Source organism: Aeromonas sp. SER (assembly GCF_038739615.1).
GTDB classification, from domain to species: domain Bacteria; phylum Pseudomonadota; class Gammaproteobacteria; order Enterobacterales; family Aeromonadaceae; genus Aeromonas; species Aeromonas jandaei.
Map to the genome: position 1 here is coordinate 139092 of NZ_JBCGFC010000010.1, position 13864 is coordinate 152955.

General features: G+C 61.4%; 18 protein-coding genes. 13 read left to right on the plus strand and 5 right to left on the minus strand.

Annotation, left to right across the window (positions count from 1 at the left end; all coding sequences use genetic code 11):
- Nucleotides 1–66: 66 nt before the first annotated feature.
- Nucleotides 67–1059, minus strand: coding sequence for an aspartate--ammonia ligase (gene asnA, locus AAHA41_RS15680; RefSeq protein ID WP_043850747.1), 993 nt, complete (start codon nucleotides 1057–1059; stop codon nucleotides 67–69).
- A 154-nt stretch (nucleotides 1060–1213) separates the two neighbouring features.
- Between asnA and asnC the strand changes: the two genes are divergently transcribed.
- Nucleotides 1214–1675 (plus strand): transcriptional regulator AsnC, encoded by a 462-nt coding sequence (asnC, locus tag AAHA41_RS15685; protein WP_005339783.1) that lies wholly within the window; start codon nucleotides 1214–1216, stop codon nucleotides 1673–1675.
- A gap of 8 nt (nucleotides 1676–1683) precedes the next feature.
- Here asnC and AAHA41_RS15690 read toward each other — a convergent pair whose 3' ends face one another.
- Nucleotides 1684–2451, minus strand: a complete 768-nt coding sequence (locus tag AAHA41_RS15690; protein ID WP_323070096.1) for a transporter substrate-binding domain-containing protein — start codon at nucleotides 2449–2451, stop codon at nucleotides 1684–1686.
- An 85-nt stretch (nucleotides 2452–2536) separates the two neighbouring features.
- Between AAHA41_RS15690 and AAHA41_RS15695 the strand changes: the two genes are divergently transcribed.
- Nucleotides 2537–3073 (plus strand): DUF2301 domain-containing membrane protein, encoded by a 537-nt coding sequence (locus AAHA41_RS15695; protein ID WP_323070095.1) that lies wholly within the window; start codon nucleotides 2537–2539, stop codon nucleotides 3071–3073.
- 91 nt (nucleotides 3074–3164) lie between these two features.
- Complete coding sequence (locus tag AAHA41_RS15700; protein ID WP_323070093.1) at nucleotides 3165–3869, plus strand: SDR family oxidoreductase; 705 nt, start codon at nucleotides 3165–3167, stop codon at nucleotides 3867–3869.
- Here the strand turns inward: AAHA41_RS15700 and AAHA41_RS15705 are convergent.
- A complete protein-coding gene (locus AAHA41_RS15705; RefSeq protein WP_323070092.1) occupies nucleotides 3795–4355 on the minus strand; it encodes a 2-amino-4-hydroxy-6-hydroxymethyldihydropteridine diphosphokinase in 561 nt (186 codons plus the stop codon). The two genes, AAHA41_RS15700 and AAHA41_RS15705, sit on opposite strands and share 75 nt — an antisense overlap.
- A 124-nt stretch (nucleotides 4356–4479) precedes the next feature.
- Between AAHA41_RS15705 and AAHA41_RS15710 the strand changes: the two genes are divergently transcribed.
- From AAHA41_RS15710 to AAHA41_RS15725, 4 genes are all read left to right on the plus strand, one after another.
- Nucleotides 4480–4572 (plus strand): YnhF family membrane protein, encoded by a 93-nt coding sequence (locus AAHA41_RS15710; RefSeq protein WP_005341891.1) that lies wholly within the window; start codon nucleotides 4480–4482, stop codon nucleotides 4570–4572.
- Nucleotides 4573–4675: 103 nt separating this feature from the next.
- Nucleotides 4676–6076, plus strand: a complete 1401-nt coding sequence (locus AAHA41_RS15715; RefSeq protein WP_323070091.1) for a HAMP domain-containing sensor histidine kinase — start codon at nucleotides 4676–4678, stop codon at nucleotides 6074–6076.
- 5 nt (nucleotides 6077–6081) lie between these two features.
- Nucleotides 6082–6600 carry a hypothetical protein gene (locus AAHA41_RS15720; RefSeq protein ID WP_323070090.1) on the plus strand — a complete coding sequence of 173 codons (519 nt, stop codon included), beginning with the start codon at nucleotides 6082–6084 and terminating at the stop codon, nucleotides 6598–6600.
- Complete coding sequence (locus tag AAHA41_RS15725) at nucleotides 6597–7877, plus strand: sigma 54-interacting transcriptional regulator (protein ID WP_043850754.1); 1281 nt, start codon at nucleotides 6597–6599, stop codon at nucleotides 7875–7877. Before AAHA41_RS15720 ends, AAHA41_RS15725 begins: the two co-directional genes overlap by 4 nt.
- A gap of 51 nt (nucleotides 7878–7928) precedes the next feature.
- Here AAHA41_RS15725 and AAHA41_RS15730 read toward each other — a convergent pair whose 3' ends face one another.
- Entirely contained in the window at nucleotides 7929–8411 is a 483-nt protein-coding gene (locus AAHA41_RS15730) for a DUF1097 domain-containing protein (protein ID WP_041209562.1), read from the minus strand.
- Between the two features lie 369 nt (nucleotides 8412–8780).
- Here AAHA41_RS15730 and msrP point away from each other — a divergent pair, with 369 nt between their 5' ends.
- Nucleotides 8781–9785, plus strand: a complete 1005-nt coding sequence (gene msrP, locus AAHA41_RS15735; protein ID WP_323070089.1) for a protein-methionine-sulfoxide reductase catalytic subunit MsrP — start codon at nucleotides 8781–8783, stop codon at nucleotides 9783–9785.
- Entirely contained in the window at nucleotides 9776–10402 is a 627-nt protein-coding gene (locus tag AAHA41_RS15740) for a protein-methionine-sulfoxide reductase heme-binding subunit MsrQ (protein ID WP_139395592.1), read from the plus strand. The genes msrP and AAHA41_RS15740 overlap by 10 nt, the downstream gene beginning before the upstream one ends.
- Here AAHA41_RS15740 and AAHA41_RS15745 read toward each other — a convergent pair.
- Nucleotides 10399–10647 (minus strand): PepSY domain-containing protein, encoded by a 249-nt coding sequence (locus AAHA41_RS15745; RefSeq protein ID WP_041209565.1) that lies wholly within the window; start codon nucleotides 10645–10647, stop codon nucleotides 10399–10401. The genes AAHA41_RS15740 and AAHA41_RS15745 overlap by 4 nt on opposite strands.
- A 63-nt stretch (nucleotides 10648–10710) precedes the next feature.
- Here AAHA41_RS15745 and AAHA41_RS15750 point away from each other — a divergent pair, with 63 nt between their 5' ends.
- Genes AAHA41_RS15750 through AAHA41_RS15765 form a run of 4 tightly spaced genes read left to right on the plus strand, consistent with a single transcriptional unit; the run spans nucleotide 10711 to nucleotide 13576 of the window.
- A complete protein-coding gene (locus tag AAHA41_RS15750; protein WP_033114843.1) occupies nucleotides 10711–11049 on the plus strand; it encodes a hypothetical protein in 339 nt (112 codons plus the stop codon).
- A 21-nt stretch (nucleotides 11050–11070) separates the two neighbouring features.
- Entirely contained in the window at nucleotides 11071–11727 is a 657-nt protein-coding gene (locus tag AAHA41_RS15755; protein ID WP_005339826.1) for a response regulator transcription factor, read from the plus strand.
- A complete protein-coding gene (locus tag AAHA41_RS15760; protein WP_042031866.1) occupies nucleotides 11724–13073 on the plus strand; it encodes a sensor histidine kinase in 1350 nt (449 codons plus the stop codon). The genes AAHA41_RS15755 and AAHA41_RS15760 overlap by 4 nt, the downstream gene beginning before the upstream one ends.
- 41 nt (nucleotides 13074–13114) lie before the next feature.
- Nucleotides 13115–13576: a hypothetical protein gene (locus AAHA41_RS15765; protein ID WP_041209567.1), complete on the plus strand. Its 462-nt coding sequence runs from the start codon at nucleotides 13115–13117 to the stop codon at nucleotides 13574–13576.
- Nucleotides 13577–13864 lie beyond the last annotated feature (288 nt).

Genomic DNA, 13864 nt, shown 5'->3' on the forward strand with positions numbered 1-13864 from the left:
TCAACCCCGATGGCCACCTGCCTGTTGCCATGTCGGCTGCGATGGCGCCGGCATGGCCTTCATTCGTTACAGCATGCCTTGCACGGCAGCTTTCATCTCGGCCGGCCACACACCAACCTGTACCTGACCGATATGCTCTTTTTGCAGCAACAGCATGGCCAGACGAGATTGGCCGATGCCGCCGCCGATGGTTTGCGGCATCCGTGCTGCCAGCAGATCCTGATGCCAGTCGTACTGCAGGCGATCTTCGTCACCGGTGATGGCCAGCTGGCGGCGCAGCGCCTCGGCATCGACCCGAATCCCCATGGAGGAGATCTCGAAGCTGTCCTGCAGTACCGGGTTCCACACCAGAATGTCACCGTTCAGACCGGCCAGACCCAGCTCGCTGTGGCTGCTCCAGTCGTCATAGTCCGGGGCGCGCACATCGTGGCGTTCGCCGTGGGAGAGGGCACCGCCGATGCCGATCAGGAACACGGCCCCCAGCTCCTTGGCGATGGCCCGCTCGCGCCCCTTTGCATCGAGATCCGGGTAGCGGGTCAGCAGCTCTTCGCTGTGCAGGAACTGGATCTCGGCCGGCAGGAAGGGAGTCAGCTCGTGCTCGGCGCAGACCGCGCGCTCGGTGGCTTTGATGGCGGCCCAGATGCCGCGCACGGTTTCCTGCAGGTAGGCCAGATCGCGGCGCTCGCTCGGCATCACCTTCTCCCAGTCCCACTGATCCACGTAGACGGAGTGGATGGGGGTGAGCTTGTCTTCATCCGGGCGCAGCGCCTTCATGTGGGTGTAGATGCCTTCGCCCGGGCCGAAGCCGAAGCGACCCAGGGTCTGGCGCTTCCATTTGGCCAGTGAATGGACCACTTCGTAGCTGTGCTCCGGCAGGGTCTTCACCTTGACCTGCACTGCATTCTCGTGGCCAGAGAGGTTGTCCTGAGTGCCATCACCGACCCGGCTCAGAATGGGGGCTTGTACCTCCATCAGACCCAGTTGCTGGGCGAGTTGGCGGGAGAACATCTCTTTGACGAAGCTAATCTGTTGCTGGCTGCGAATGTAGTGCTGTTTCATGCTGAATTCCTGTTTCAAAGCCCGTTGGATGTGGTGATTCTTCAACGGATTGCCAACTAAATTCAATATTCGATAATGGAAATAGGCTTTGTGTGTTTTTTTCTTCAAAATAAGGATGCCTTTAATGACGTATCGCTAACGGGAGGGCAAAAAAATGCCGGAAAATTACCGGATCGATAATCTCGATCAGGCCATCCTCACCGCCCTGATGGAGAATGCGCGTATTCCTTATGCCGAACTGGCCAAGCAGCTGGCGGTCAGCCCGGGCACCATCCATGTGCGGGTGGAGAAGATGAAGCAGGCGGGGATCATCGAGGGGACGCGGGTGCAGGTGAACCCCAAGAAGCTGGGCTATGACGTCTGCTGCTTTATCGGGATCAATCTGAAGAGCGCCAAGGACTATCCCTCGGCACTGGCCAAGCTGCAGGCGCTGGACGAGGTGGTAGAGGCTTACTACACCACCGGCCACTACAGCATCTTCATGAAGGTGATGACCCGCTCCATCGACGAGCTGCAGATAGTGCTGATCAACAAGATCCAGACCATCGACGAGATCCAGTCCACTGAAACCCTGATCTCGCTGCAGAATCCGATCCTGCGGGATGTGAAGCCCTGAGCGGCTGATCAGGGGTCGATATAGGGAATGCCGTACTTGTCGTAGAGCGCCTTGAGCCGGCCATCCCGTTTCATGCGCAGCAGTTCGGCATCGTAGGCGGCCATCTGGGCCGGGGTATTCTTGTTCGCTTTGGCGCGAGTCCAGGTGTTGAAGTAGGGGCTACTCTTGAGCGGTTTGGGCAGGTAGTCGAGCTTGCCCTCCAGACCCTCGTCCCTGATCTGGGCGAAGGCGGTGACCAGCGGCATGGGCACGGTATCGATCCGCCCGGCCAGCAACTTGCGCAGTTGCAGCCGATTCATCGGAATTTGCTGGAAGTGGTAGGTTGGATCTGCCATGGCCGCGGTGAGCTCGGGGGTATAGGAGAAGTCTTTGGTAACGCCGATGCGCCAGGGTTTGAGGTCGGCCAGCGTCTCGTAACGGATCTTCAGCAGGTCTGCCTTGCGTACAAAGAAGTGCCAGCTGTGGCGAACGTGGGCCTGCTGGGGGTAGATGAGATAGCGCTCGCGTGTGGCATTGTAGGAGTGGGTCAGTACCATATCGCAGAGACCGGTTTCGGCATTGCGGGTGAGGCGGGCGCCAGAGTCGATCAGTTCGATTCGGACAGGGATCCCCAGCTTGCCGAAGATGGCGGTGACAATGTCGATATCGAGGCCACGGGGCTGCTGATTGGCATCGAGAAATTTGAGCGGGTGCTCCATGGTGCCGCAGACTACCAGCTCTTTGGCGCATAGGCTGAGCGGGAACAGTAGTAGCCAAAGCAGATGGGTTACACGCAAACTACCCCTCCTGAACCCGAATGAAGAACTTTGGAGCCTGCTCCCCGTATATTGGGTGGCTCCTGATTGGTAGAGGCGACAGTGTATGGCAAACCCTGAAATCGAGAGCCCGCTGGACGGGATAGACAAATTGACCGTCCTCCTCTATCGCCTTGGCTTGAGCTGTGCGGCGCTGTTGCTACTCTGTCGCGGTGCGGCCTTGCTGAGTCATGGTGACCTGTTGCCACCGGCACAATGGTTGATGTTGCTGGCGCTGGCAAGCGCTATCTGCGCCTTTTCGCTGCACATCTACGACAAGCGGATTCGGCTGATACTTCAGGGTTCTGGATGGGCCGCACTGGCCTTGCTGTCCATCGGAGCACCGGATGCACTGGTGCTGGGGGCCGCCCTGGTCACCCTGTCCGGGCTGGCCTTCAAGGAGCAGTTCTGTTTTGCGATCCCCGGGATCAAGCTGGTGCCATTGCTGCTGCCGCTGTTGTGGTTGCTGGAGTGGTTGCAAGTGGCATGGGCCGCGGCTCTGGTTGCAATGGTGAGCGGGGCTCTGCTCACCCTGCTGGCGCTGGCCAAATGGCGGATGCCCCTCCATTTTGATATTGGTGACAAGGGGCGTTACCAGGTCTAGCTCTGTTACCGGAAGTGGCGTCGGTGCGACCCGGCTGATACTGCGTTAACGGCGCAACTCATGGATGAGGATAAAAGGAGAGGGAGGTCTTATGCGTGCATTGGTAACCGGTTGTGGCCGTCGGCTAGGGTTTTATCTGTGCGAGCAGCTGGTGGCAGCAGGCTGGCAGGTGACCGGCAGCTATCGCAGCGAGCGACCCGAGCTGGCGCGGCTGCGGGCTCTGGGTGTCGAGTTGGTACAGGCCGATCTGGCGAGTGAAGAGCAGGTGGGCAAATTGATCGACGTGCTGGCATCCCATCAGGATCTGGCGCTGCTTATCCACAACGCCTCGGCGTTCGAGCCACAGGCGGCCGAGCCCGCGGCGCAGCTGGCCCAGTTTGATCAGTTCTACCGGGTGCACATGGCGGCCCCTTTCCAGCTCAACCGGGCGCTGGCACCGCAACTGGCGAGCAACGCCAACGCCAGCATCATCCACATCACTGATATCTACATCCACGCCCCGGCCCCGCGCTTTGCCAGCTATGTGGCCACCAAGGCGGGAGCCCATTCGCTGGCCATGAGCTTTGCCCGCGAACTGGCCCCGGCAATCCGGGTCAACACCATAGAGCCGGGCCCCATCCTGTTTCTCGACGAGCATGACGAGGCGTGGCGCCAGCAGGTGTTGGCGAAAACGCCGCTGGCGCGGGAGGGAGGGCTGGAGCCTATCTGGCAGGCGGTGCAGTTACTGATGGCGAACAGCTATATGACCGGGGCCAGCATCAAGGTGGATGGGGGGCGCGCTCTGGCCGTGCTCTGATGGCATGCAAACCGTTGCGGGCTCCAGACCTATCGACTGGATATGTACGGTTTTACCCGAGCCGGCGGGCAGATGCAGCTGCAGCGCAACCTTGGGATCGTGCACCTCGCCGCGTCCGTAGAGTTCGGCCAGCAGCTCGATGAGGTAGGAGTCGACCTGCTCAGCAGCAAAGTCGCCGTGCGGGTTGCTGGCGAGAATGTCGATGTCGAGCGGGCGGTCGTGCACCTTGCAGAGGGGGTCGCTGCGGTCGCGGCCATGACCCACTTCCATGGCCACAAAGGCCTGCTTCAGGGCGGAGGCATCCAGTTCGCTCTCCAGGATCAGCAGACAGTTGAGAAAGTCATGGCTGGAGTGCATCCCCACCGGCTTGGTGCTGATCACCGAGCTGGTTTGCAGACGGCCAAAACGGCTGGTCAGCTCCTCCAGCACCTTGGTGACATGGCTATTTGGGTCAAGATTGGAACCAATGCTACACAGATAGAACATGTTCACCATCCTTGGTTGGGGCTCATCTGAAATGTATACGCAGCTCACGGTTATCGGATTAACTATGGCGTAACATTGTCTTATCTATTGTGATCCGGCACTGATTGGCAGAAAGGAGGTTTGCATGAGTGTTGAGCTGAAATGGGCGCTGTTGACCGCCTCGGGCGCGCTGGCGATGATCCTGACCATCTGTCTGGCTTCTGTCGCTTTGGCGTGAGTCACCACAATCCAGATAATCCGAACCGGCCTGTTGGCCGGTTTTGTTTTTTGGGCGCTGAGGGCTATGCTGGCGCACCGGTGAGAACGCAAGAGAAGAGACGATGACCAAGGTTCGCCCACGCTCCCTGCTGCAGGTGGTATTGATAGGGTTTGTGCTGGTGCTGATGCCGCTTGGTGGCATGATCTGGCACAACACCAATGCCCTGACCCACCTGAGCCAGCTCACCAGCGACGAGATGGAGCGGGCGGTCAAGGATACCCGCCGTGCCACCTTGCTTACTGCACAGGCCATCGATATCGAGCGTACCCTGCGCCGCTTTGCTGTGCTGGGGGACAGCCGCAGTCTGGCCAGCTACCGGTTGCAGCTTGAGGGGTATCACCGCCTGCTGGCGGAGCATCGCACCTCCCTCTCCGACCCGCAGCTCTATGGCGGCCTTGATGAGCTGCTTGCGCAATTTGGCTCGTTGCAGGAGGGGGCGCAGGCCAAAAAGGCGGTGGCGGGTGACATCCTCGACCAGTTCAATCGCTTGAGTCAGCAGCTTGAGGCGGGCACCCGCAGCCGGGTTGATGAACAGATGGATCGGGTACGTCTGGCCATTGATGCCCTGACCAAAGAGCTCTGGTGGGTCAGCGCGGTGGTGGCGGTGATCAGCCTGCTGCTGGTCTTTATCTTCACCTACCTGATCACCCATCCGGTACGACAAATTGAGTCGCGTATCTTGAGCCTGGGCGCGGGGGTCGAGCCGGATCCACAGCCGGTGGATGGCCCCGCCGAACTGGTGTTGCTGGGGGAGCGGATCCTCTGGCTGCACGACAAACTCAAGGAGCTGGAGCTGCAAAAATACCAGTTCCTGCGCCATGTCTCCCACGAACTGAAGACCCCGCTGGCGGTGTTGCGCGAGGGTTCGGATCTGCTCTGCGAGCAGCTGGTCGGGCCTTTGACACCGGATCAGCTGGAGATCTGCCAGATGCTGGATGAGAACAGTCGCCGCTTGCAGACCCTTATCGAGCGGCTGCTCGATTTCAACCGCCTCACCCAGCAGGAGACGTTCGAGCTGGAGCCGGTTCCCCTGTTGCCCATGCTGGCAGAACTTTCTGCCGAGTATCGGCTGGCATTGGAGTCCAAGCAGATCCGTGTACACTTGCCGACCGAACCGGTTACCTTGTGGGCAGAGCCCTATAGGTTGAGGTTGATTCTCGATAACCTCTTCTCCAACGCCGTCAGTTATGGTGCCCAGGGTGGCAATATCTGGATCCGCGCCGGAGCAGAGGAGCAGGGGAGCTGGTTGGAGGTTGCCAATGAGGGGCCCGAGATCCCCGAGGCAGACCGGCAGCGCATTTTTGAACCCTTCGAGCAGGGCAGCACAGTGCGGCAAGGTGTCCTGAAAGGCTCTGGCATGGGGCTTTCCATCGCTCGCGAGTCTGCCTCCAGCCTGGGAGGGGAGTTGGTTCTGGTGAAGGATGAACAGGCAGATGTCTGCTTTAGGTTGATGTTGAAATGAGGTCTATGAAAATACAGCGCGTATTTCCAGCCCTGCTAGCCGGGCTGCTCGCGGGTTGCTCCTGGCTGCCGCCGCAGGCACGGCAGGAGTCCTCCGATGTCGCTTTTGCCAAGCGAATGGAGTTTGCCAACAAGGAGATGCAGGTGCGCCTGCAATACTCCGACTGGTTGCTGGCCAGCCATCCCCAGCAGCGGGTGCAGGAGCAGCAGCGCCTCAAGGGGGCTGACGATCTCGAGAGCCGGGTCAGTCTGGCGATGGTTGATTCTCACCCCGCCGAGGCAGTCGCCACTCGCCGCGCAGGTCTGGCGCGCCTGAAGAAGATGCTGCCGGAGCTGGGTCTCGACGCCCAGGCGTTTTTGCGCAGCTGGATCGCCCTTGGCGAGGAGCTGCTGGCCCGCGATAGCCGGCGCGATGACCAGAGTCAGGAGATCCAGAAGCTGCGCCGCCAGATCGAGCAGCTCTCGGCCATCGACGAGCAGCTCAATCAGCGCAAGCTTAATGAACATCGCGAGGTAGTACCATGAGCCGGATCCTGTTGGTGGATGACGACGTCAGCCTGCTCAAACTGATGAGCATGCGCTTGCGCAGTCAGGGTTATGAAGTGGATACCGCCGACAGTGCGGAGGGGGCGCTCGACCGTTTGCGTCAGCAGCGCGCCGATCTGGTGCTGAGTGACTTGCGGATGGGTGGCATGGATGGGCTGGCGTTGTTCGAGCGGATCCAGGCCCAGTGGCTCGGCTTGCCGGTCATCATCATGACCGCCCACGGCACCATCCCCGATGCCATTCAGGCGACCCGTTCCGGGGTATTCAGCTTTCTGACCAAACCCATCGACAAGGATGAGCTGCTGGCCACCATAGAGCAGGCCCTCAGCCTGACCCGCCCGAAGCAGCAGCTGGAGTGGCAGTCGCTGATCCTGACCCGCAATCCCCAGCTGGAGCAGCTGCTGATCCAGGCGCACAGCATCGCCACCATGGAGGTGCCCGTGCTGATCATGGGGCCGTCCGGTTCCGGCAAGGGGGCGATGGCGCAGGCGCTCTATCAGGCGAGCCAGCGGCGTGATCGGCCGCTGCATACCATCAACTGTGCCGCCATTCCCTGGGCGGCCCTCGACCTGCAGCTGTTCGGGGAAGATGGCCACTCCGGTCTGTTCGAGCAGGCCAAGGGGGCGACCCTGTTTCTTGACGAGATCGGTAGCCTGTCGGAGTCGCTGCAGGCCAAACTGCTGCAGGTGATGGAGGAGTATGGTCAGGGCACCCCGGAGGTGCGGGTGCTCAGCTCCAGCCATCAGGATCTGGTCAGGGCGATGGAGGAGGGGCGCTTTCGCGAAGATCTCTTCTACCGCCTCAACGTCGCCAATATTACCCTGCCATCCCTCAGCGCCCGCAGCGAGGATATCCCCCTGCTGGCCCGTCAGGCCCTCGATGACTACCGCAGTCGCAACAGCGACTGCGCCGCCATGGGCTTTTCACCCGAAGCGCTGGCGATGCTGGCAGCGGCGGCCTGGCCCGGCAACGTGCGCCAGCTCTGCAACGTGGTGGAGCAGCTGGCCAGCCTCTGCTGCAGCCCGGTGATCGGGGTATCCATGGTGGAGTCTGCCCTGAGCGGTGGTGGCGGTGGCATCCCCTCGTTCAACGAGGCGCGGGCCGAATTCGAGAAGGAGTATCTGATCCGGCTGCTGCGCACCACAGAGGGCAACGTGACTCTGGCAGCCAACATGGCGGGGAGGAATCGTACAGATTTCTACAAGCTATTGAACCGGCACGGCATCGAGGCGGCAAACTTCAAATCGAAAGGGTAACGCTGTGCGAAACGGCCCTGAATGGGAGGGCCGCTTCGCCGTGGATATCGCTCAGGCTGGGTCGGTGACGCCATCCGCGTTGCGGGGCTTCAGGGTCTTTTGGGAGAGCCAGAGTCCGCTCGCCTTCATCAGATAACCGAACAGGGCACCTATCACCAGCGAGGGCAGCACCAGCCGCCACTCACCCGCCGCCCCGAAGGTGGCGCAGCAGCCGGCGAAGGTGCCGGGAATATAGCCGAGCCACTGCTGCTTGGCCTGCACGCACATCAGGGTCGCCACTACGCCCGTCATCACATAACCCGCCACGCCGGCCCCCCACAGGTCACCGCCATGGATCAGCAGCAGCGCCCACAGCATGCCGCTGGCGTTGCAGAAGATGGTCTGCAGCAGCGCCTTATAGCCGCCGCTGGAGGCGAAATAGCTGGTGCAGCCGAGGAAGCCGACCCAGGAGAGCAGGCCTAGCGCGACGGCCAGCCAGCCCCATACGGCGGAGAGAATACCTGTGGTGATAGCGATGGCGATCAGTGGGCTCATGGCGTGACTCTTCAGTTGGCTTCACGAAAACGGGCAGCCTACCCCTGGCAATCGGGGCGGCAAGCGGGGGCGGAATTGTGTGTGATCTCCATCACCTTTTTCAACTCAGGAATACGCTTGCGCTCGCGAAAAAAATTCATTGGTGACCGGCCAAACCCTCGACCATAGTTAGAGGCCCTGTCCTGCTCATGGAGTGAGTCTGATGGTGCCAAATGTGATCGTTCCCCTGCTGGTATTCGTAGTGCTGTTTCTGGTCGGAACCATGGCCAAGGCGCTGCCCCTGTACCACCTGATGTAATTCGGTGTGAAATAAAAATCTGCCGGGGCGGGTCTTATCTCTGTCGCCTCTAACTGCCCCGGGAGTTTTTCATGTTGATCAAACGTCGTGCCCCCCATCATCTCACCGAACAGGATGTCACCCCGGAAGCCGTCTATCAGGATCGCCGCCTCATTCTCAAGGGGCTGGGTCTGGGCGCCGCCACCCTCGCTTTCCCCACTCAGGCCGGTGTGCTCGATCTGCTGCGCGGTAAAGAGGATGCTCCCCGGTTAGCCACCAAGCCGCTCAACAGCAAGCAGGCCACCCGGCCAGCCGATCTGGTGCTGACACCGGAAGAGAAGGCGACCAGTTACAACAACTTCTACGAGCTGGGTACCGACAAGACAGATCCGGCCCGCAACGCCCATTACCTCAAACCCGAGCCCTGGACGTTGAAGGTGGAGGGGGAGGTCGCCAACCCCTTCACACTGGATGTGTGGGATCTCATCAACAAAACCGAGCTGGAGGAGCGGATCTACCGGCTGCGCTGCGTCGAAGCCTGGTCCATGGTGCTGCCTTGGAATGGCATCTCGCTGGCCGAGATCATCCGCCGTGCCGAACCCACCAGCCGCGCCAAGTTTGTTGCCTTCGAGACCCTGTTCGATCCGAAACAGCTGCCCGGTCAGGCCTCAGCCTCGCTGGGCGGCGGTATCGACTATCCCTATGTGGAAGGGCTGCGTATCGACGAGGCGATGCACCCTCTCTCCTTCCTCGCCATGGGGCTCTACGGCAAGACTCTGCCCGCCCAGAACGGGGCGCCAATCCGGCTGGTGGTGCCGTGGAAGTACGGCTTCAAGAGCATCAAGAGCATCGTCTCGATCCGCTTGGTGGAGGAGATGCCGTCCACCACCTGGAATCTGCTCGCCCCCAACGAATATGGCTTCTACGCCAACGTCAACCCGCAGGTGGATCACCCGCGCTGGAGTCAGGCCAGCGAGCGGTTCATCGGCGAGGGTGGGCTGTTCGGTGCCAAGCGCCAGCCGACTCTGATGTTCAACGGCTATGGTGACGAGGTCGCCTCGCTCTATCAGGGGATGGATCTGCGCCAATGGTACTGAAACTGAAAGCCTCACATATCAGCGGCTTGCGGGCGCTGGTGCATCTGGGTTCCCTCGGCTTTCTGCTCTGGCTGGGGTACGCCCTGCCGGCCGGTCTGCTGGGGGGGGATCCGGTGCCCGAACTTATCCACTACCTCGGCAAGGGGGCGCTCAACCTGCTGCTGCTCACTCTGCTGGTCTCGCCGCTGGCCAAACGCTGGCGGCAGGGGCAGCTCATCAAGCTGCGCCGCCCCCTCGGGCTCTGGTGCATGGTCTGGGCGCTGCTCCACTTCATGGTGTGGCTGGGGCTGGATCTGCAGTTTGACTGGGGGCTGATTGGTGGCGAGCTGGTCAAGCGCCGCTATATCGTGGTGGGGATGGTGGCGCTGCTGCTGTTGCTGGCGCTGGGCATCACCTCGCTGCCGGCGTTGCAGCGGCGGATGGGGGCGGCGTGGCAGAAGCTGCACAACTGGGTTTATGCGGTAGCCCTGCTGGTGCCGGTGCACTACTGGTGGTCGCTCAAGAGTGGCTGGCTGGAGCCGCTCATCTACCTGCTGCTGGCCTGCGCCCTGCTCTGGCCACGGCGGGAGAAGCTGCTGCGCCCGTGGCGCCTGCGCTGGAAAGCAAAAGAGGCCTAGTCGGCCTCTTGTTTTTTGATCTCGCCAGTGTAGGCATCGACGATGAGATGTACCTTTTCATTCTGGCGGTCGAGGGTTTTGACCTCGAATTTGTCCCCTTCCAGCTCCACTTCGCGAATGTCGTGATACCCTTGCGCCAGCAACAGTTTGACCAGCCCGGCCATGTCGAGGCGGCTCTGGGCAGCCCAGCTTGAGGCGCTCAGCAGGCAGAGGATCAGCAGGAAACTGCGGGGGATCATATTCATTCCGGATTCATGGCTGGCAGACTATAAACGCCATTATGTTAGGTTTTTGGAGATGAATCATCCATGAATAGAGCGCTCCCTCTGATCGGGTTGTTGTTGCCAGTGCTGGCGCAGGCGCTGACGCCTGACGAAGCCCTGTTGCAGCAAGCTGTCCATGAGGGACGGGTTCGGCCCTTCCACGAAATGATGGAGGTGGCATCCAGATTGCCGGTGCGGGTGTTGCGGGTCGATCTGGGGGAAGAGGATGGTATCTGGCTCTATGAACTGCGCGTGATCGATCGGGAGAACAGCGTGCTCAAGGTGGCCTATCGGGCCGACAACCTGGAGATGGTGTGGGCCAAGGGCCACCATCTGGAGCGGCTGTTCGAGCCACCCAAGCCCCCGGTCGAGGATGATGAGTAACCTCTTTGTGGAAGCCTGTTCATGCGAATTCTGATTGTTGAAGACGAAAAAATTCTGGCTGGCCAGCTGGCTGAACAGCTGCGCCTCTCCGGCTTTGTCACCGACCTCTGCCACGATGGCAACGAGGCCGGTTTTCTCGGCGAGACCGAGCCCTACGACGCCATCATTCTCGACCTCGGTCTGCCGGGGCGCGATGGCCTGAGCGTGCTGAAGGAGTGGCGCAGCAAGGGGATCGATACCCCGGTGCTGGTGCTGACCGCCCGTGGTCAGTTGCACGAGAAGATCGAGGGGCTCAACGCCGGTGCCGACGACTACCTCACCAAGCCGTTCCAGGTGGCCGAGCTGGTGGCGCGGGTCCATGCGCTGGTGCGCCGGGCAGCGGGCAACGCCAGCTCCATTCTGGAGATCGGCGGGGTGCGCCTCGACATGGCGGCGTCGCAGGTGTGGTACGAAGGGACCCCCATCAAGCTGACTGCCCACGAGTTCCGGGTGCTCGGTTACCTGATGCAGCATCGGGGCAAGGTGGTGTCGCGCAGCGAGCTGATCGACCACATCTATGCTCAGGATTTTGACCGCGACTCCAACACCGTCGAGGTGTTCATCGGCCGGATCCGCAAGAAGACCAACCCCGATCTGATTGAGACAGTGCGCGGCCTCGGGTACCGGATCAACGAATGAGGCTGGTGAGAACCCTGCGGGGGCGACTGCTCGCCATCGCGCTGGTGTGGTGCGGGCTGTTTCTGTTCGCCACCGGCTTCAGTCTGCAGACCATGATGCGCAACTACTGGCAGGAGGCGGAAGCCGACGGCCTGCGGTTGCAGCTCTATGATCTGCTCTCCCGGCTGGAAGTGGCGAAAACCGGCCTGCCGGTGGTGACCGAGCCGATGTCAGATCCCCGTTTCAGCCAGCCTTACTCCGGCTACTACTGGCAGCTGGAGCTGGATCACAAGGTGGTAGGGCGCTCCCGCTCCCTGTGGGATACCCATCTGGAGAGCCGCGGCCTCAAATCCGCCTTTGGCGACCCCGACCTCTTCTTTGGCAAGGGGCCCAACAAGGAGCCGCTGCTGATCATGACCCGGGCCGTGCTGCTGCCGGGCTCGGATCGGCTGTTTACCCTGGTGATGGCGAAAGACAGCAGTGCCCTGACCCAGACCCTCAACAAGACCCGCATCAGCCTGTTCCTCGGCCTCGGCTTTGCCGCGACCGGTCTGGTGCTGGGCTTCATGTTCCAGATTGTCTACGGCCTGCGCCCCTTAAACCTGTTGCGGCGCGAGCTGGGGCGGGTGCATCAGGGCCATCAGGAGGGGTTCCGGCTGCGCTATCCGCTGGAGATCCAGCCGCTGGTGGAGGATATCAACCGGCTGCTGCACCACTACGGCGAACTGTTGCAGCGGGCCCGCTCCCACACCGGCAATCTGGCCCACGCCCTCAAGACGCCGCTCAGCATCATGCGCAATCAGGTGGCCCAGCTCTCGCCCGAGGATCAGGCCGCCATCGGCGAGCAGCTCGACCAGATCCAGCGCCACATTGACTACCACCTCGGCAAGGCGCGGGTGACCGGCGCCGCCAAGATCCTCGGGGTCTCGACCCCGGTGCGGGCTCGGGTGGAGTATATCTGCCGCGCCTTCTCCCGCCTCTATCCGGGCAAGACGGTGGACTTGCAGGTGCCGGCCGAACTGGCGGTCGGGGTGGAGGAGCAGGACTTCGACGAGATGGTGGGCAACCTGCTGGAGAACGCCTTCAAGTGGTCTGCCAGCGAGCTTCGCATCTCCAGCGCCGAACTGGGGGGCTGGATCACCTTGCGCATCGAGGATGACGGCCCCGGCATGAGCGAGGATCAGATCGCCAAGGCGGTGCTGCGCGGGGTGCGGCTCGACGAGAAGGTGCCGGGCTCGGGCCTTGGCCTCAACATCGTCTCCGATCTGGCGGAAGCCTACCGTGGCAGCTTCATCATGGGGCGCGCCGAGCTGGGCGGGCTGGCCGCCTCTCTCTCGCTGCCCAAGGTGGCAAGAGTGGAGAGCTAGGCATAAGATATGGCACCTGTTTTAGCCTGAGGAAGAGAACCATGACTGATGATCCATGGGCACTGTGTCACCTCGACGACTCATTCGATGCTTCGGTTCTGGGGATCAAGGGTGCCCAGATCCAGTGGTTTGAAGATCGGGATGGCCTGATTGCCTACCTGCTGGAGGATTATGTCGATCTGCTGGCTGACGTGGGCGAGCTGGAAGAGGAGCAGACCGAGCAGGCGCGCGACCGCTTCACCCTGCTGGTGGAGCAGAGCTTCGACGATCGCACCCTGATGGATGCCATCAACGATCTCGCCTCCGGCCTGCGTCGCATCGCCTGGCTGGGGCCGCTCTCGGAGCTTGCCGAGATCAGCGACGACTTTGCCTCCGGCCTGCGCCGCTACTTCTGGAGCCAGTACGATGGCGACGAAGATGACCCGGATGCCTGGGTGCCGGAAGAGCTCTGGCCGCAACTGGTGGAGTGCGCACAGGAGTATATGGAAGAGGGCGAGTTCTGATTTCCCTCTCTCCTGTCATCGCAGCGATAAAAAATCGGCGCCTTCGGGCGCCGTTTTTATTGGCGTGGATGGCGCGTCCTTATGGTGATCGGGCGCTGCCCTCTGGGGCGCCATAAGAGCCGGGCAGAGCCACCATGGGGCGCCTGGTTATTGGTATAAGTAAAAATCGGGTCATTATCGGAAAAGTCATAAATTAAATTTATACAGGATAATCAGGCCCCCTCACGGTGCCAGCGAGCGCCGCCAGCGCTGTGCGAGGGGATCTGCCGATCTTCGCTATTGGCGCTG

Bases quoted from the DNA above. Each gene is read 5' to 3' on its own strand.
- asnA (WP_043850747.1), bottom strand. From the start codon at position 1,059: ATGAAACAGCACTACATTCGCAGCCAGCAACAGATTAGCTTCGTCAAA.
- AAHA41_RS15750 (WP_033114843.1), top strand. From the start codon at position 10,711: ATGAATAGAGCGCTCCCTCTGATCGGGTTGTTGTTGCCAGTGCTGGCG.
- AAHA41_RS15730 (WP_041209562.1), bottom strand. From the start codon at position 8,411: ATGAGCCCACTGATCGCCATCGCTATCACCACAGGTATTCTCTCCGCC.
- AAHA41_RS15755 (WP_005339826.1), top strand. From the start codon at position 11,071: ATGCGAATTCTGATTGTTGAAGACGAAAAAATTCTGGCTGGCCAGCTG.
- AAHA41_RS15695 (WP_323070095.1), top strand. From the start codon at position 2,537: ATGGCAAACCCTGAAATCGAGAGCCCGCTGGACGGGATAGACAAATTG.
- AAHA41_RS15710 (WP_005341891.1), top strand. From the start codon at position 4,480: ATGAGTGTTGAGCTGAAATGGGCGCTGTTGACCGCCTCGGGCGCGCTG.
- AAHA41_RS15715 (WP_323070091.1), top strand. From the start codon at position 4,676: ATGACCAAGGTTCGCCCACGCTCCCTGCTGCAGGTGGTATTGATAGGG.
- AAHA41_RS15745 (WP_041209565.1), bottom strand. From the start codon at position 10,647: ATGAATATGATCCCCCGCAGTTTCCTGCTGATCCTCTGCCTGCTGAGC.
- AAHA41_RS15765 (WP_041209567.1), top strand. From the start codon at position 13,115: ATGACTGATGATCCATGGGCACTGTGTCACCTCGACGACTCATTCGAT.
- AAHA41_RS15720 (WP_323070090.1), top strand. From the start codon at position 6,082: ATGAAAATACAGCGCGTATTTCCAGCCCTGCTAGCCGGGCTGCTCGCG.
- AAHA41_RS15740 (WP_139395592.1), top strand. From the start codon at position 9,776: ATGGTACTGAAACTGAAAGCCTCACATATCAGCGGCTTGCGGGCGCTG.
- asnC (WP_005339783.1), top strand. From the start codon at position 1,214: ATGCCGGAAAATTACCGGATCGATAATCTCGATCAGGCCATCCTCACC.
- msrP (WP_323070089.1), top strand. From the start codon at position 8,781: ATGTTGATCAAACGTCGTGCCCCCCATCATCTCACCGAACAGGATGTC.
- AAHA41_RS15700 (WP_323070093.1), top strand. From the start codon at position 3,165: ATGCGTGCATTGGTAACCGGTTGTGGCCGTCGGCTAGGGTTTTATCTG.
- AAHA41_RS15760 (WP_042031866.1), top strand. From the start codon at position 11,724: ATGAGGCTGGTGAGAACCCTGCGGGGGCGACTGCTCGCCATCGCGCTG.
- AAHA41_RS15705 (WP_323070092.1), bottom strand. From the start codon at position 4,355: ATGTTCTATCTGTGTAGCATTGGTTCCAATCTTGACCCAAATAGCCAT.
- AAHA41_RS15725 (WP_043850754.1), top strand. From the start codon at position 6,597: ATGAGCCGGATCCTGTTGGTGGATGACGACGTCAGCCTGCTCAAACTG.